Consider the following 17,656-nt stretch of genomic DNA (forward strand, 5'->3'; position numbering starts at 1 on the left):
TAAATTTAATGAATTGTAAACTTAAGCCGTGTATAATTAATTGCTTTTTAGAGCTTACTTGCGAAAATTCCTGCGGAATTTTCACGGGTTCGTAAATGTTTGCTAACTTAGTTGCTTAACCACGCAACTAACCATACACAATCACGTTGTGCTTCATTATAACCAACCGCTAACCAATGATAAAATTCTTTAGAAAAATTAGACAAAAACTACTCTCTGAAAACAACTTCAGAAAATATCTGATTTATGCTGTGGGAGAAATTATTTTAGTTGTTATTGGAATTTTGATTGCTTTACAGATTAATAATTGGAATGAAAAGGAAAAATTAAAAGCGGAAGAAATCAAGTTTCTTAAAAACTTTAAAGAAAGTCTAAATACAGATATAGAGTTTAACAAATTCCGATTTGACAAATACGCTCTGACTAAAGAATCTGTTTCGATTTTGATAAATCATATGGAACAAGATTTACCATATCAAGATTCCTTGAAATACCATTTTGGAAGAATTACACAAAGTTGGAAACCTAAAATAAATACAGAAGTCTTTGAAGCCTTAAAATCAAAAGATGTAAACTTAATATCAAATGACAACTTGAGAGATAAACTAATCGGTTATTATTCTTGGTCTAGCAGCGTATTGGACGCACAAATTAATACATACGTTCAAAGGATAGAAGATGCAAGTTCAACTATTTTCAATTCACGATTTAACGCTTTGTGGAATGGTAACTACCAAAAATATCAAGTTACTGAAAACTTTGACGATTTGAAACTTGAAATGATACCGAACAACTATAATGAACTTAAAAAGGATAAAGTGTTTATGTATTTCCTTGGAAGTCTTAAGAACCAATTTTATTGGGATATAGAAGTAGTTCAAAAAGAAATTAATCCGAAGATTAATGATTTGATAAGTTCAATCGACTCTGAATTAAAGACTTTAGAAAAATAACGAAAGCACAACAATGGCTATAAGTACTTGCTTGTTCTCGCCTACTTCTGAAAATCCTTGCGGATTTTCTATTAGGTTTTTATTTGCTAAATTAGGTGCTAAAACACGCCACTAATCATACACAAACACGTTGTACTTCATTATGGCAAATCACTAACTAATGATAAAATTCTTTAGAAAAATTAGACAAAAATTACTCTCTGAAAATAAATTCAGTAAGTATATGATTTATGCATTTGGAGAAATAATCTTAGTTGTTATAGGAATTTTAATTGCATTACAGATAAATAATTGGAATGAAAATCGAAAAACTGATAGCATAAAACAAAGTTATTACTCTCAAATTATCTTTGATCTTGATAAAGAAACAAAAAATATTGAGGAAAGAGTTATGTATTTAGATAGTGGTATAACTTCGGTAGACCATTATTTTGAACTAATGAAGACACCCAATTTAGAAACAACTCAAATTTTAGATGAGCTACTCAAAGTTGAATTTACTTTTGATTATATAGCCTTTAATACTAATACCATTGAATCCTTAGAATCTACTGGAGATATAAAGTTATTACCCGAAAAAATACGAAACTCGCTAATAGAACTTAAGCGTAAACAGGACCTAATTAGTAGTAGGGCAAAAGGTAATTATGGCAATTATTTAAATGGATATGAAAAAGCTGATGAATTAGGTTTTCGCAGAATACAATATTCGAATCCATCAGTTAAAGATTTGGATATTGAAAAGAATATCCCAGAAATAATTTTAACTCTTGAAGCTGCTATTAGTCTTAAAAATTATACAGATAAAAGTATTCGAAATAATTTTAACGAAATGCTAAAAGACATTAGTGATATAAAAGAATTGATTTATATTGAACTGAATTAAAAATAACGAAATCACAATAATGATAAAATTCTTTCGAAAATTTCGTGAAAACTTGGTTATGGAAAATAAAACTGGAAAGTATTTAAAATATGCCATTGGCGAAATTGCACTTGTAGTGATTGGAATTTTAATTGCTCTTTCAATTAATAATTGGAATGACAATAGAAAAAACCGTATTAGTGAGCGTGAACTTTTAGACAATATCCATAGAGATTTTGTCCAAAATAAAATTCAGTTTGACACTGTTAAAGCCATAAACTATCAAAACCTTGCCACTTTAAACAGCAAAATTGCTTTGTTTCCTATAGAGAGAGACTCTGCAAAAATAGTGGCTTTCCAATCCTACCCACCAATACAAGGAATTAGCTACAACCCATATTCCAGTTCTATAAAGTCGGTAATCTATTCTAATTCGCTTGAATTAATTCAGGATGAAGAATTACGAAAGTACCTAGTCTCTTGGGAAGACGTTTTATTGGACTACCAAGAAGAAGAAATTGCTTTGTTTAAATTTAATAATGAACAACTAGAGCCTTATTGGTTAGAAAACGCTGATCTTTTGGATAGAGACCAAGAAATGATTAAAGACTTATTGTCTTCAATAAAAACTCAAAATATGGTGGTGGCCCGAAGAAATAGAATAAATAGTATTATCAAAGCCATAGAGGAAGAGCCCATAGAAGATCACATCAATGAGATTATTCGATTAACGCAACCTAAAGACCAATGATAAAATTCTTTAGAAAAATCAGAAAAAAATTGCTAACTGAAAACAAATTCAGTAAATATCTTTTGTATGCAATTGGAGAAATTATTCTTGTGGTAATTGGGATTTTAATCGCTTTGCAGATTAATAATTGGAATGAAGTTCAAAAAGGCAAAATCAAAGCTACCACTATTTTGAAAGAAATTCGTTCAGATATGTTTAAAGACTTAGAGTTAATCGAAGAATTAAAACCTTATTGGGGAAGAGAGATTATGTATTTTAAAAAGGTTTTACCTTCATTTAATCCTCGAAAAGAAATAACTTCCTATGAAGGCTTTGATACTATTAGCAAATTATCTTATTCGGAGTTATTTGGATATGATATGCCCTTTCGGTCAAGTACAAGTGCCTACGATGCAATGATTGCTGATGGCAATTCTGACCTTATAATAAATGACACCTTATATTCAAATATTCAAAGGTTTTATACTTTTAATGCACCTACCAATGAAAATTTATTTGAAATCTTGAGGCAGGAATCATCTGATTTAAATTATAAATATGCTCATATAATAGCTTATAAGCCATATAAAAACATTAGTGATTTAACAGATGAGTATTTAATTGCGGATCTTAATATTTATTTTCAATCAAAGAATTTTTATTATTGGAGAACATTTGTCATAAACCAGGAAAGCCTTAAGGATATTATTTCTCAAATTGACAAAGAATTAGAACATTAGCTGAACAAAAAATTACGAAACCACAACACCGTAAATAACCCATTGCTTGTTCTCGCCTACTTACTACAAAAGCGCAAAAAACAGGCGAAGCAAAAACACACCCAACCCCCTCAAAACCGAACCTTTACACCAAAAAAAAAAAAAAAAAAAAAAAATCAACCTTTTTTATATAATAGCTACCTAATTTAATATAATAGCAACTTAACTTTATATTCTCGCAACTTAGTTTTATTTTCTTGTAACTTAAAATTTTAAAAAAAGACCTCTTCTCCTAGAACAATTCCGTCTTAACCATAAAACTTCACACTAATAAGCCACACATAAAAAAAACCTCTTAATAACAAACAATCAAACTATCTGCTTACTTCATAAAACCCATTAAAAACCTCATAAGTCTTTAACAAATATTTATTCCTTTAAAAAGTCAGTATTAGTTATCTTTGCACACTAATTTCCATTAATGAAACAGTATTTTATAATTCTTTGTGTTTTTGTTTCTTCCTTGACGTATTCGCAAAACGTGATTACAGATAGCAATACCTATTCTGCTCAAGAACTTATTGAAGATATCTTAATAGACAGCAATTGTATTACAGATGTGGTTGTAACCAATGTATTAGGTGGAAATTTTAATGGCACTGATGAAAGTTATGGCTATTTTGATGCCAATGGTTCTACTTTCCCTTTTCAAAATGGTGTGGTTTTAAGTACAGGAACATTAGCAAATGTTCAAGGCCCAAACACCTCTTTAAGTGATGATAATGCTCCTGGTTGGGTTGGAGATACAGATTTAGAAAATATTTTAAATGAATCAAACACCATAAACGCTACCATCTTAGAATTCAATTTTAAAGCAGTAGCAGACCAAATTAGTTTCAGATATATTTTTGCTTCAGAAGAATACCAAGAAAACAACAGCAATACCTGTCAATATTCAGATTTGTTCGGCTTCTTAATCAGAAAAGAAACAGATAATAATTATCAAAACATTGCTTTAGTTCCTGGCACTCAAACACCAGTTAAAGTTACAACGGTTCACTCTGGAATTCCTGGAGCATGTCAACCTATAAACGAAGCCTATTTCGGAAGTTGGAACAATGCAACTGCTCCAATAAATTTCAATGGACAAACAGCTATATTAACTGCTACAGCAAACGTCATTCCTAACGAAACCTATCATGTAAAACTAGTCATTGCAGACGAGCAAAATTACAGATACGATTCGGCAGTTTTTCTTGAAGCAGGTAGTTTTCAATTAAGCACCAACTTAGGTCCCAATTTACTAATTGCAAATGGAAATGCCTTATGCACAAACCAAACCATCTTGTTAGATGCCACCCAACCCGGAACCAACACCTATAGATGGTTCGAAAATGGTGTCGAAATTCCAATGGCAAACAACCCAACATATCTCGTAACAAATGCAGGCACATATAGTGTAGAAGTTACAATAGATGGAACCTGTTTATCTTATGGTGAAGTTATAATTGAAGTTGCGCCAGACCCTATAGTCTTTAACACAACCCTTATCAGTTGTGATTACAATTTAGATGGATTTACAACCTATAATTTGTTTGATGCCGAAGAAGCAGTTACAAATACAGATAATTCTATTTTCATAACAGATTTTTATTTCTCTCAAGCCGAAGCTATTTCAGGTACAAACCCAATTCCTTCACCAACAAGTTTTGATAACACGTCATTAAATCAAATAGTTTATGCTAGAGTTACTAATTATAATGGTTGTATATCTGTAGCAGAGGTAACTTTAAATTTTGCAAACAACCCAGTAGTATTCCCATCATATCCAGCTTGCGATGAAGACATAAATGATGGTGTAACAACTTATAACTTGAACAACATGACAGCTTTTGTCCTTTCTCATAACAACGTACCAAATACAGCTAATGTTTCATTCTATAGTTCTCAAGCAGATTTAGAAAACCAAGTAAATGAACTTACAGGAACATATGAAAATACAAACAGTCCGTATTTTGACAACTTATATGTTCAAATCACAGATAATGGCATTTGCTTTGCGTATGCCTCAATCTATTTAACTGTCAATCCTTCTCCCGAATTACTTCCAGACGAAGAAACTCTTTATTGTTTAAATCTCTTCCCTCAAACAATCCATTTAGAAACTGGAATATTAAACGGAAACCCATCAGACTATACGTATCAATGGCAATTAGATGGTGTTGACTTAATGCAAAATTCTGAACAAATTCTTATAAACCAAGCTGGCATTTATACTGTAACTGTTACTAATAATGATGGCTGTTTTAAAACAAGAACTATAACTGTTAATGCTTCTAATACAGCTACTATCGAAGATATCTATGTAACTGAAGCTTCTAACAATAACTCGATAACTATTACTGTTTCTGGTGAAGGAGATTATGAATACGCTTTAGACAACGGTTATTTTCAAGACAGTAATACCTTTACCAATGTATCTGCTGGATACCATACTGTTTATATACAAGATAAAAACGGATGTGGCATAATTCCAGTTGATGTTTCTGTATTAGGTTTTCCAAAGTTTTTTACACCAAATGGAGATGGTTATAATGACCATTGGAATCCAGTAGGTTTAGACGCTATGGAAACTTCTGTAAAAGTAAATATCTTTAACAGGTACGGAAAACTCATTAAAGAATTAAGTGCTTTCGGCTCAGGTTGGGATGGTACTTTTAAAGGAGAATTACTCCCAACAGACGATTATTGGTTTGTAATTACCTTCAGCAATGGCATGGAATATAGAGGCCATTTTACTTTAAAACGATAGATGAAAGTTTCATGCAAAATTTCAACATCTTTAAGTAATTTAGCTTCGATATCATGCTGAGCTTGTCGAAGCGTCTTAAATAAGTTTTATAACATAAAAAATACGCATTATGCGTTTCAAAATAAAATCAGAATTCAGTCCAACAGGAGATCAACCTCAAGCCATTAAACAATTGGCAGAAGGACTTGATGCTCAAGAAAAATACCAAACCTTGCTTGGTGTTACTGGTTCTGGTAAAACATTTACAGTTGCAAATGTTATAGAACAAGTACAGAAACCAACTTTAGTTTTAGCGCATAACAAAACCTTAGCAGCTCAATTATATTCCGAATTCAAACAGTTTTTTCCAGAAAATGCCGTTGAGTATTTTGTATCTTATTACGATTATTATCAACCTGAAGCCTACATTCCTGTTTCTGGAGTTTATATTGAAAAAGATTTATCCATAAACGAAGAAATCGAAAAGATGCGATTAAGTACAACCTCTTCCCTACTTTCCGGAAGACGAGATGTCTTAGTAGTCGCTTCAGTATCTTGTTTATATGGTATTGGTAATCCTGTAGAATTTCAAAAAAACGTGATCTCTCTTGAAAAAGATCAGGTAATTTCAAGAACCAAATTACTTCATAGGTTAGTTCAAAGTTTATATTCCAGAACAGAAGCCGAATTTAATCATGGAAATTTCAGAATAAAAGGAGATACAGTGGATGTCTTTCCAAGTTATGATGATCATGCCTTTAGAATTCATTTTTTTGGAGATGAAATTGAAGAGATTGAAGCCTTCAACATACAAACCAATGAAGTCATTGAAAAATACGACAGACTTAATATTTATCCTGCAAATATGTTTGTCACATCTCCTGATGTATTACAAGGAGCCATAAAAAACATTCAAGACGATTTAGTAAAACAATACGATTACTTTAAAGAAATAGGCAAACATCTGGAAGCAAAAAGACTTAAAGAACGAACCGAATTCGATTTAGAAATGATTCGCGAATTGGGTTATTGCTCAGGAATTGAAAACTATTCTAGGTATTTAGATGGCAGACAACCTGGAACCAGACCTTTCTGTTTACTGGATTATTTCCCAGACGATTATCTAATGGTTGTAGATGAAAGTCATGTAACCATTTCGCAGGTACATGCCATGTATGGAGGAGATAGAAGCAGAAAAGAAAATCTGGTAGAATATGGTTTTAGACTTCCAGCAGCTATGGATAACAGACCTTTAAAATTCGAAGAGTTTGAAGCCTTACAAAATCAGGTAATTTATGTAAGTGCCACACCTGCAGATTACGAACTTCAAAAAACAGATGGCGTTTATGTAGAGCAAGTAATTAGACCAACTGGTCTTTTAGATCCTGTTATTGAAGTACGACCTAGTTTAAATCAAATAGACGATTTAATTGAAGAAATTCAACAACGTGTAGAAAAAGACGAACGTACTCTGGTAACAACTTTAACCAAAAGAATGGCAGAAGAGTTGACCAAGTATTTAAGTCGTATTCAAATTCGTGTGCGTTACATACATAGTGATGTGGATACTCTAGAGCGAGTTGAAATCATGCAAGATTTGCGTAAAGGCTTATTTGATGTTTTGGTTGGTGTAAACTTGCTTCGTGAAGGTTTAGATTTACCAGAAGTTTCTTTAGTAGCCATTCTAGATGCAGATAAAGAAGGCTTTTTACGTTCGGCCAGATCGTTAACACAAACCGTTGGTAGAGCAGCCAGAAACCTCAACGGAAAAGCTATCATGTATGCAGATAAAATAACCAACAGCATGCAAAAAACAATAGATGAAACCAATTACAGACGCGAAAAACAAATAGCTTATAATACTGAAAACAACATAACACCTAAAGCCTTAAATAAAAGCCTTGACAATGCTTTATCTAAAAATTCTGTAAGTACCTATAGTTATGAATTGGAAGCTTTAAAAGCAGCCGAACCAGAAAGCAAATATCTTACAAAAGGTGAATTGGAAAAGAAAATACGTGAGAAACGAAAATTCATGGAAGAGGCTGCAAAAGCTCTAGATTTTTTACAAGCAGCAAAGTTTAGAGATGAAATTAAAGCTTATCAGGATAAATTAGAAAAGCTAAAAATATAGTATTAGTTATATTGAACTTTAAAAATATCTATTAAAACGTCTGGTGGAACAATTTTATTTGGGAAGCTTTCCATTAAATACAATACCTTATTAATAGATTCATGGCTTAAACCCATTCTAATTCCATAATTAAATAGTTTTATTTTATCTTTTGGTGAATTCTCTTCATCAATATTCATTAATAATACTAATCTATGAAACTGAACTATGCGTTCGCTGTGAGATTCTAAATGAATATAATTAATTGGATGTTCAATTAAATAATCAAAATCTTCTCTTGAAATTTCTAGCTGTTTTGCTATAGCCAATAAAAAATTATATTCAATTGGCTTTAAATTATTTTCGCTTTTTGCAAATGAAATCATTTCAGACAAAAGGCTTAATTTTTCAACCTTGTTTATCATGGGAGGAATGGATTAATGTTTACATTATAAAGATACTTATAAACAATAATTAATAATCCCTTATAATTTGTAACTTGTCGAAAATTTTAATGCACTTCATCGTTATTTTCCTACATTTTATAAAAAAATATTTGCAAATAACTGTTTTTCAACATTTTAATTAAGACGTGCATTTCGTCGATTTTTTTAATTTTGAGTTTAAATTCAAACAAATGACAAATAACGATATTTTTAAAAAACTTAGAGTAGCATTAAAATTACGTGATGATGAAATTGTAAAAATTTTAGAGCTAGTAGATTTTAGAATTACAAAAAGTGAGCTTGGTTCTTTTTTTAGAAAGGAAGACCATCCTAAATATATGGAATGTGGAGATCAGATTCTAAGGAACTTCTTAAATGGATTAGTAATTCATCTTCGTGGACCAATGCCAAAAATAGTATCTAATACAAAGCCTACAAATAAACCATTAAAAAAATAGCAAACTCAAATACTAGATTAGTAATTATTCTTAAATTGCACAATTAAGATAATTTAGTCCTAAATAACATGCTCAATAATCCTACCCTTTTTTGTACTTCTGAAATTTCAGAAGACAACATAAAATTTCTAAATAATAAATATAAGCCGTTATCAGCAACCAATCGAATTAAAGAATTATATAATGACTTTAGTGTTCAAGATATTATGTTAACTAGTTCTTTTGCTGCAACGTCTGCTTTTTTATTAAAACTATTTTCTGACATTAATAAAGAACAAGAAGTTTTTTTTATTGATACAGGTTATCATTTTGATGACACCATTAAATATAAAGAAAAACTACAACAGTTGTATGGTTTAAATGTAACTTCTATAAGTGCCACAAAAGAAGAACATGAATTTACAACCAAAGATGAAACCTGGAAAAAAAATCCAGATTTCTGTTGTTCAATTAATAAGGTAAGTCCATTAGAAACTTTAAAAAAACAATATAAGGTTTGGGTTTCTGGATTAATGGAATGGCAAAGTGACCATAGAGCTACTTTAGACATTTTCGAAATGAGAGGAGATATTTTAAAATTTTATCCTTTATTAGATATTACTAAAGAACAACGAGATGCTTATATAGAAACACATCAATTACCTTTTCATCCGCTAGTCGCAAAAGGTTATCATTCTATTGGTTGTAGCCATTGTACAGTACCTGGAGAAGACAGAAATGGACGATGGAACAACAATCCCAAAACAGAATGTGGATTGCATCTATAAAATTAGATTTCCAAATAAAAAAAGAGCAACTATAAATTATAGTTGCTCTTTTTTTATTTGGACTCTTCGATTACCAAAGAGTGACTTTGAAAATAATTAAGCTAATACTTTATGTACTTTATCTGCAGCTTCTTGGAATTCTGTAGCACTTAATACATCTAAGCCAGAATTATCTATTAAATCTTTAGCAATGTCTGCATTGGTACCTTGTAAACGTACAATAATTGGCACGTTAATATTACCCATATTCTTATAAGCATCGATAACTCCTTGCGCAACTCTGTCGCATCGAACAATTCCACCAAAAATATTAATTAAAATAGCTTTTACATTTGGGTCTTTTAAAATAATTTTAAAAGCAGCCTCTACTCTAGCAGCATCAGCAGTTCCACCAACATCTAAAAAGTTTGCTGGCTCTCCACCTGCTTGTTTAATTAAGTCCATAGTAGCCATTGCAAGTCCAGCTCCATTTACCATACAACCAACGTTTCCATCTAAGTCCACATAGTTAAGTCCTAAAGCTCCAGCTTCTACTTCTATTGGATTTTCTTCACGTAAATCACGTAAATCTTTATAATCTTTATGTCTGTAAAGTGCATTGTCATCAATGGTTACTTTAGCATCGACAGCCATTATCTTATTATCGCTAGTTTTTAATACTGGATTAATTTCAAATAAAGAAGCATCAGATTGCACATATGCAGTATATAATGCAGATACAAATTTTGTCATTTCTTTAAAAGCTAATCCTTCTAATCCTAAATTAAATGAAACACGTCTCGCTTGAAATGGCATTAAACCAACTGAAGGATCTACTTCTTCTGTAAAGATTAAGTGTGGTGTTTGTTCAGCAACAGTTTCGATATCCATTCCACCTTCAGTAGAATACATAATCATGTTACGTCCAGTAGCACGATTCAATAGAACTGACATATAAAATTCACTCGTTTCACTTTCGCCAGGATAATAAACATCTTCAGCAATTAATACTTGATGTACTTTTTTACCTTCAGCAGAAGTTTGTGGTGTAATTAAATTCATACCAATAATCTGTCCAGAAATTTGTTCAACTTCCTGTAGATTTTTAGCCAATTTAACACCTCCACCTTTACCACGTCCACCAGCGTGAACCTGAGCTTTAATAACGTGCCAGCTTGTACCAGTTTCAGCAGTTAATTGTTTTGCTGCAGCAACAGCTTCTTGAGCATTTTTTGCCACAATCCCACGTTGAATACGTACGCCAAAACTTGCTAATATGTCTTTTCCTTGATATTCGTGTAAATTCATCTTTATATTCTTATTCTTCATTTCCTTATTTAAAGGAAATATCTAAAATTTATAGTGGCACAAAAGTAAACAACCTGTTGCTTTTAACCAATAATTTTTAAAGGAAGTATTACTATCCTTTTAAAATGACTGAAATATGCAATAATTATTCCTTAATTAAGAAAGCTTATAAAAAAATACTTTATAGTTTTACACTTCAAAAAATTTAAATATTAAAAATGAACACAAAAACCTTATTACAGATAGCCGAGGACTTTGGAAGTCCTGTTTATGTTTACGAATCAGATAAAATAATATCTCAATATAAACGCTTAACAGCTGCATTTAATAAGGTCAAACAGGTTAAAATTAATTATGCAGTAAAAGCCTTATCTAATATTTCAGTATTAAAATTAATGCATACACTTGGTGCTGGTTTAGATACTGTGTCTATTCAAGAAGTAAAATTAGGATTATCTGCTGGTTTTTCGGCAGATAAAATTATTTACACTCCAAATGGCGTTTCTTTAGAAGAAATAGAAATTGCAGCAAAACTTGGTGTGCAAATAAACATAGATAATTTATCTATCCTTGAACAGTTTGGCACTAAATATCCAAAAATTCCTGTTTGTATTCGAATAAATCCTCATGTTATGGCTGGTGGAAACACTAATATCTCTGTTGGGCATATTGATAGTAAATTTGGGATATCTATTCATCAAATACCTCATATTCTTCGTATTGTAGAAAATACGAACATGAATATTAATGGAATACATATGCATACTGGAAGTGACATTTTAGATATTGATGTCTTTTTGTATGCAAGCGAAATTCTTTTTGAAACAGCTAAACATTTCAAGAATTTAGAATTTATAGACTTTGGTTCCGGATTTAAAGTACCTTATAAAAAAGGAGATATTGAAACCAATATTGAGGAGTTTGGCGAAAAACTAACCAATAGATTTAATGAATTCTGTAAAGAATATGGTAAAGAATTAACATTAGCCTTCGAACCTGGAAAATTTTTAGTAAGCGAAGCAGGTTACTTTTTAACCAAAGTAAATGTTGTTAAGCAAACAACTTCTACCGTTTTTGCTCAAGTAGATTCTGGGTTTAATCATTTAATTAGACCTATGCTCTATGGATCTCAACATGAAATTGAAAATATATCAAATCCTAAAGGAAGAGAGCGTTTTTATTCTGTTGTTGGTTATATATGCGAAACAGATACTTTTGCAAACAACAGACGCATTTCTGAAATTACTGAAGGAGATATTCTGGCCTTTAAAAATGCTGGAGCTTATTGTTTTACTATGGCTAGTAATTATAATTCACGTTATAGACCTGCTGAAGTATTATGGCACAATAACAAAGCACATTTAATAAGAAAAAGAGAAACTTTTGATGATATAATGCGAAATCAAATAGAAATTGATATGTCTACAAAAGAAAAATCTAATTCCAAATAACATGAAGCGCTTCAAAACTGAAGCGCTTTTTTTTGTATTTTTATTAAACTAAAACATTTGTTATGAAAAAACTCTCCTGGGAAGCATTTACAAAACGCATTCATATTAAAACATCTGTTGAAAAACTCTATTGGTGTTGGGCAACCAAAGAAGGTATAACATCTTGGTTTTTAAAAGACGCTGAGTTTTTAAGAAATGGAGCTCCAATAAATAAATCAGAATTTATTCAACCAGAAGACACGTATACTTGGTTTTGGCACAATTGGGATGGCCAAGAAGAAGGCGTCATTCTTGAAGCAAATGGAAAAGATTTTATTAAGTTCTCCTTTGCTGGTAGTTGTGATGTTACAATTACAATAGAACAAAAAGAACAAGCTGTTTTACTATCCTTAACACAAGCTAAAATACCTCAAGACGAAAAAAGTAAACTAGAAATTTTTTATGGCTGTAGTAATGGTTGGACTTTTTGGTTAGCTAATTTAAAATCATATATAGAACATGGTATTTTACTAAACGAAACCGAAATAGACCTAAGACCCTTTGGTCTAGCTGGTTATGAATTTGTTAATATGTAGATTTTTTTAGTATCTTTAAACTCTCCTCAAGTCTTTTTTAATAGCGTTTAAAAGACTTATGAAAACTAACAAACTAAAGCCATTTGAGCTTTTTTGTGCAACACTAATTTGTTGTGCCAAGAATGCAACACCATATTTTGAAAGACATTTAAATTCAAAAATAATAAGATATCTTTTTTTAGTTCTTCTTCTATCAAGCTATCAGTTTTCTTTTACGCAAAACCAAAATATAGACAGTCTTTTTAACCTACTTCAAAATGAAAAAGACAATAATGTTAAGCTCCAATTACTTAACGAGTTAGTCACTTTACAATCTCAAACAGATTTTAAAAAAGCACTTGCTTATTCAAGTCAAGGAATTTTTCTTTCAAAAAAAACGAATAACAAAAAATGGTTGCCTCAATTTCATGAAATGCAAGGAAGAATGTATGCTAACTTACTAGAGTTAGATTCTGCCTCAAATTATTTCAATAAAGCCCTAGAAGGATATAAATCTATAAATAACAAAAAAGGTCAAGCTACTACTTTGTTTAAAATTGGTTGGGTTCATAAAAGAAAAGGGGAAATAGAAGAGGCTTTAAAAGTAGATCTTGATGCCTTAACACTCATGGAATCTATTAACGATAAAATAGGAATTGCTGGAGCTTATAGTCGAATTTCGGAAGATTTAAATAGACAAGAAAGACATCAAGAAGCACTTGATTATGCTTTAAAAACTATTGAATTATGCCAAAAAAATAAACTGGAAAACGAATTGGTATATGCCTATACATCTGCTGGAGATACTTATATTGCTATGGGTAAAAATCAAGAATCTTTTAATTATTATGATTTAGCCCTAAACCTAGCTAGAGCACTAAATTTTTCAACATTCGACTTGCTAAACTTTACAAACAATAGAGCAAATGCACTAAAACGTATGGAAAATTATCAAGAAGCTAAAACAGAATATGAAAGTGCACTAAAAAAAGCTAAAGAGGTAAATTATGAAAATGCTATATATGTTATCACTGCTAATTTAGGCGAAGTAAATCTGCTTTTAGGAAATTATGAAGAAGCATTAATATACCAACTTTTAACAGTTAATCTTCAAGAAGCTAATGGAGATGTTTCAAATCTCACTGAAAATTACGACCATGTTAGTTCTATTTATGAAAAATTAAACAACTATCCGAAAGCTTTAGAATATCAAAAAAAAGCTAGAAGTATGAGAGACAGCATAGTTTCTCTTGAAAGTGACAAAGCTATGTCTAATCTCTTAACACAATATGAAACAAGAAAAAAAGAAGAAACTATAAAAACCCAAGAAGCCAAAATATCACAACAAGAAAAAACGCAACTTTTATATATTGTTATAGCTGCTTTATTAACCCTTAGTTTAATAGGTATGTTTACTAGTATGAGAAATATTAGAAAAAAACGTAAAAAATTACAAACTTTAAATTTAGAATTAGAAACAAAAAACAAACAAAACGAATTATTACTCAAAGAAATACATCATCGTGTAAAAAATAATCTGGAACTAGTAAAAAGTTTAATTGCCTTACAATCTGCTCAATTAGAAGATTCTGCCACGAAAGATGCTATGATTGCTAGTCAAAATAGAGTTCAATCTATGGGAATAATACATCAAAAACTGTATCAAGGGGAGAATTTAGGAAGTATTGAAATGAAAGATTATTTCTTAAATTTAAGTGAAGGTATTTTAGACACATTCAATTCAGAAGATCAGATAAAAATTGAATGTGCAATGGATAATTTAGAATTAGATGTGGACACAGCAGTTCCAATAGGCTTAATAGTTAACGAGCTTTTAACCAATGCTTTAAAATATGCGTTTCCAGACAACAAAAAAGGGAATATTCAAATTAGTTTAATGCAAGATAAACCAGATGTTTTAACACTTAAAGTTGTGGATGATGGAATAGGAAAAATTGATGGTTTATCTCCAAAAGGGACTGGTTTTGGATCGCAACTCATCAAATTATTGACCCAACAATTAAATGGAGAAATGCAAGAAGAAAACAATAATGGCACTTCTGTTCTGTTCCATTTCAAATTACATCATGCAGCTTAGATGAAAAGACCTTTAAAAATATTAATTGTTGAAGATGAAATGATTATTGCTGCAAATATTTCATTACAACTTACCATGCTTGGATACGAAGTAACTGGTATAATACCTCGTGGCGAAGAAGCTCTTCTTCACATTAAAGAACAACAACCAGATATGGTGTTATTGGATATTAATTTAAAAGGGAAAATTGATGGTATTGAGACGGCATTAATGATGCAAGAAGACTTTAATATTCCTATTATCTATTTAACAGCCAATGCAGACGATAATAATTTTAATAGAGCTAAAGCCACAAACCCTTATGCTTTTATATCTAAACCTTTTAAAAAATTAGATTTACAACGTGCCATAGAGCTTACAGCAAATCATTTACAATTAGAAAATGAATCTGAAAAAGAAAGTTCTAATAACACTGACAAACCTTTGGTTTTAAACGATTGTATTTTTGTTCGTCATCATGAAAAAATGGTGAAAATTCACATTAAAGACATCTTTTATATTGAAGCCGAAAGAAATTATTGTCGCATTTATACAAAAGATAAAGAATATTTAATTGTAACTACCCTAAAAGACATAGACGAAAAATTACCACAAAATCATTTTTTAAGAATACATAGATCTTTTATCGTCAACATTTCACAAATAGATGAGATAGCAAAAAGTCATGTTGTTGTTTCAAGAAAAGCCATCCCTATTAGTAAACAACTTAAATCTGAACTTTTAAAACGCTTACATACAATTTAATAGCACTAAAATTAAAATAAGTTATCGATTGAAAATAATACAAAAACACGCGTTTCCTTCGATAAATAAAAAAGTGTTTTCGGACATAAAAAACTCTATTTCGTCCTAAGTCACTTTTTAATAATTTTAATAATAACTTACTTAGAGTACTTAAGAATAAATACGATGAGTAGTATGAAACAATTAAATATAATATTACTTTTTTGGTTTTTGATTATGCCTAAAATGGTACTTTCTCAAAATAAAGAGAATACTATAATTTCTATTGAAGAAATTTATACTAGTTTAATATCTCAAGGTATAACATGCATAAATACAAATCAAATTTCAATTAAATCATTAACAAATTCAGACAATGATAATTCATTTTCTGTACTTAATTCATCTGTTATAGAAGATGTTATTAATGATTTTAAAAGCAATTGGGAATATATCATTTTCAACGAAGTTCGTATAACTGAAGTAGAAGAAGACAATATTTTAGTTACAGGCACACTTTCAGGAAAAAGTTATGAGCAAGGCATTATTAATTATAAATCGTTTCAACATACATGGTTAATTCAAAATGGCATTGTCATTAAATTTTTGAATTAAAATAAATAATAAAATACAAGTAGATATGTCTTAAAAACAATAGCTATATATTTCATAGGGGAAATTTTTAGTGCTTTTAATGCTAATTCATATAGCTATTCTACTTGTTAAAGAATCTTACATTTTAAATAAGATACTTGAACTATGAAAAAGGCAGGTATTATTGGTGGATCTGGTTTTATAGGAAGCTATATTACCAAACAGTTTTTAGATAATAATTTCGAAGTAAGAGTATCTGCTACAGATATTTCTAAAGAAGAAAAATATCAACATTTAATGGATTTTAATAATTCAGATTTATTACACATATGCGAACTTGATGTTACAGATAAATTATCTCTTAAAGAATTTGTTAAAGATTGTGATATAGTAGTTCATGGTGGAACACCTTTCCAACTTGATGTTACAGACCCTCAAAAAGAATTATTTGATCCAACTATTAAAGGAACTGAAAATTTTCTTGAAGTTATTAATGAAACTCCATCCATTAAAAAAGTGGTTCTAATAGCCTCTGTTGGTGCATGGAATACAGATTTTCCACTACCAGCTGCTGGTAAATCTACCAGTGATATTTTTAGTGAAAATGATACACCTTTTATGAGTAAAGAAAGTCATCCTTATGCTCAAGCAAAATTTATAGCCAATCAAACGGTTGAAAAATTTATTAAAGACAATCCTAATCTGCATTTCGAAATTACAAGTGTATCACCAACAATGGTAATGGGAAAATCTTTGTCAAATCGAGAGGATTCCACTTCAACTGGTATACAGTTTTTGTTTAAAAATAAGATAGCTCCAAATTCTTTTATCCAAATGTTTTATGACACAGATTTACCTTTAGCACTTGTAGATGTTAAAGATGTAGCTTTAGGAATATACAAGGCAGCAACTATTTCTAACTTGCATGGCAAAAACTATTTACTTTCAAGTGAGACTTATCCTGTTTCAGACGTAACTTTAATGCTAAACAATCTTGAACCTAAAAACACTCCAAAAATAATTTATCAAAATCAAATGGCAGAACAAGAATTAGGATTTCCTTTTCGCTCTGTAAAATCAACATTACAGGAATATAATTCTTAATTT

Annotated in this window: 16 protein-coding genes; 14 read left to right on the forward strand and 2 right to left on the reverse strand. The window is 30.5% G+C overall.

Annotated elements, in window-relative coordinates; genetic code table 11:
- Positions 1-176: 176 nt before the first annotated feature.
- The 6 genes from FVF61_RS04420 (at position 177) to uvrB (ending at position 8,192) form a co-directional block, all read left to right on the forward strand.
- Positions 177-953, forward strand: a complete 777-nt coding sequence (locus FVF61_RS04420) for a DUF6090 family protein (protein WP_148453781.1) — start codon at positions 177-179, stop codon at positions 951-953.
- A 160-nt stretch (positions 954-1,113) separates the two neighbouring features.
- Positions 1,114-1,839, forward strand: coding sequence for a DUF6090 family protein (locus tag FVF61_RS04425; protein ID WP_148453783.1), 726 nt, complete (start codon positions 1,114-1,116; stop codon positions 1,837-1,839).
- Between the two features lie 19 nt (positions 1,840-1,858).
- Entirely contained in the window at positions 1,859-2,569 is a 711-nt protein-coding gene (locus tag FVF61_RS04430; protein ID WP_148453784.1) for a DUF6090 family protein, read from the forward strand.
- Positions 2,566-3,288 (forward strand): DUF6090 family protein, encoded by a 723-nt coding sequence (locus FVF61_RS04435; RefSeq protein WP_148453786.1) that lies wholly within the window; start codon positions 2,566-2,568, stop codon positions 3,286-3,288. Before FVF61_RS04430 ends, FVF61_RS04435 begins: the two co-directional genes overlap by 4 nt.
- A gap of 460 nt (positions 3,289-3,748) precedes the next feature.
- On the forward strand, positions 3,749-6,079 hold the full coding sequence (locus tag FVF61_RS04440) for a T9SS type B sorting domain-containing protein (RefSeq protein WP_148453788.1): 2,331 nt from the start codon (positions 3,749-3,751) through the stop codon (positions 6,077-6,079).
- Positions 6,080-6,188: 109 nt separating this feature from the next.
- The gene (uvrB, locus tag FVF61_RS04445; RefSeq protein ID WP_148453790.1) at positions 6,189-8,192 is read left to right on the forward strand and encodes an excinuclease ABC subunit UvrB; all 2,004 of its coding nucleotides are present in this window, start codon (positions 6,189-6,191) and stop codon (positions 8,190-8,192) included.
- Between the two features lie 2 nt (positions 8,193-8,194).
- Here uvrB and FVF61_RS04450 read toward each other — a convergent pair whose 3' ends face one another.
- Positions 8,195-8,596: a TerB family tellurite resistance protein gene (locus FVF61_RS04450; protein ID WP_148453792.1), complete on the reverse strand. Its 402-nt coding sequence runs from the start codon at positions 8,594-8,596 to the stop codon at positions 8,195-8,197.
- Positions 8,597-8,808: 212 nt separating this feature from the next.
- On the opposite strand from FVF61_RS04450, the gene FVF61_RS04455 reads away from it, so the two are divergent.
- Entirely contained in the window at positions 8,809-9,075 is a 267-nt protein-coding gene (locus tag FVF61_RS04455; RefSeq protein ID WP_148453794.1) for a DUF1456 family protein, read from the forward strand.
- A gap of 68 nt (positions 9,076-9,143) precedes the next feature.
- On the forward strand, positions 9,144-9,842 hold the full coding sequence (locus tag FVF61_RS04460) for a phosphoadenylyl-sulfate reductase (RefSeq protein ID WP_148453796.1): 699 nt from the start codon (positions 9,144-9,146) through the stop codon (positions 9,840-9,842).
- A gap of 96 nt (positions 9,843-9,938) precedes the next feature.
- On the opposite strand, the gene sucC is transcribed toward FVF61_RS04460, so the two are convergent.
- Positions 9,939-11,129: an ADP-forming succinate--CoA ligase subunit beta gene (gene sucC / locus FVF61_RS04465; RefSeq protein ID WP_148453798.1), complete on the reverse strand. Its 1,191-nt coding sequence runs from the start codon at positions 11,127-11,129 to the stop codon at positions 9,939-9,941.
- 218 nt (positions 11,130-11,347) lie between these two features.
- On the opposite strand from sucC, the gene lysA reads away from it, so the two are divergent.
- From lysA to FVF61_RS04495, 6 genes are all read left to right on the forward strand, one after another.
- On the forward strand, positions 11,348-12,580 hold the full coding sequence (gene lysA, locus FVF61_RS04470; protein ID WP_148453800.1) for a diaminopimelate decarboxylase: 1,233 nt from the start codon (positions 11,348-11,350) through the stop codon (positions 12,578-12,580).
- 62 nt (positions 12,581-12,642) lie between these two features.
- Positions 12,643-13,155: an SRPBCC family protein gene (locus tag FVF61_RS04475; RefSeq protein WP_148453801.1), complete on the forward strand. Its 513-nt coding sequence runs from the start codon at positions 12,643-12,645 to the stop codon at positions 13,153-13,155.
- Positions 13,156-13,213: 58 nt separating this feature from the next.
- Positions 13,214-15,232 carry a tetratricopeptide repeat protein gene (locus FVF61_RS04480; protein ID WP_148453803.1) on the forward strand — a complete coding sequence of 673 codons (2,019 nt, stop codon included), beginning with the start codon at positions 13,214-13,216 and terminating at the stop codon, positions 15,230-15,232.
- Positions 15,233-15,976, forward strand: a complete 744-nt coding sequence (locus FVF61_RS04485; RefSeq protein WP_148453805.1) for a LytR/AlgR family response regulator transcription factor — start codon at positions 15,233-15,235, stop codon at positions 15,974-15,976.
- 174 nt (positions 15,977-16,150) lie between these two features.
- On the forward strand, positions 16,151-16,570 hold the full coding sequence (locus tag FVF61_RS04490; RefSeq protein WP_148453807.1) for a hypothetical protein: 420 nt from the start codon (positions 16,151-16,153) through the stop codon (positions 16,568-16,570).
- 144 nt (positions 16,571-16,714) lie between these two features.
- On the forward strand, positions 16,715-17,653 hold the full coding sequence (locus tag FVF61_RS04495) for an NAD-dependent epimerase/dehydratase family protein (RefSeq protein ID WP_148453809.1): 939 nt from the start codon (positions 16,715-16,717) through the stop codon (positions 17,651-17,653).
- The last annotated feature ends 3 nt before the right edge of the window (positions 17,654-17,656 follow it).

The organism is Xanthomarina maritima, assembly GCF_008084905.1.
Classification (GTDB): Bacteria; Bacteroidota; Bacteroidia; order Flavobacteriales; family Flavobacteriaceae; genus Xanthomarina; species Xanthomarina maritima.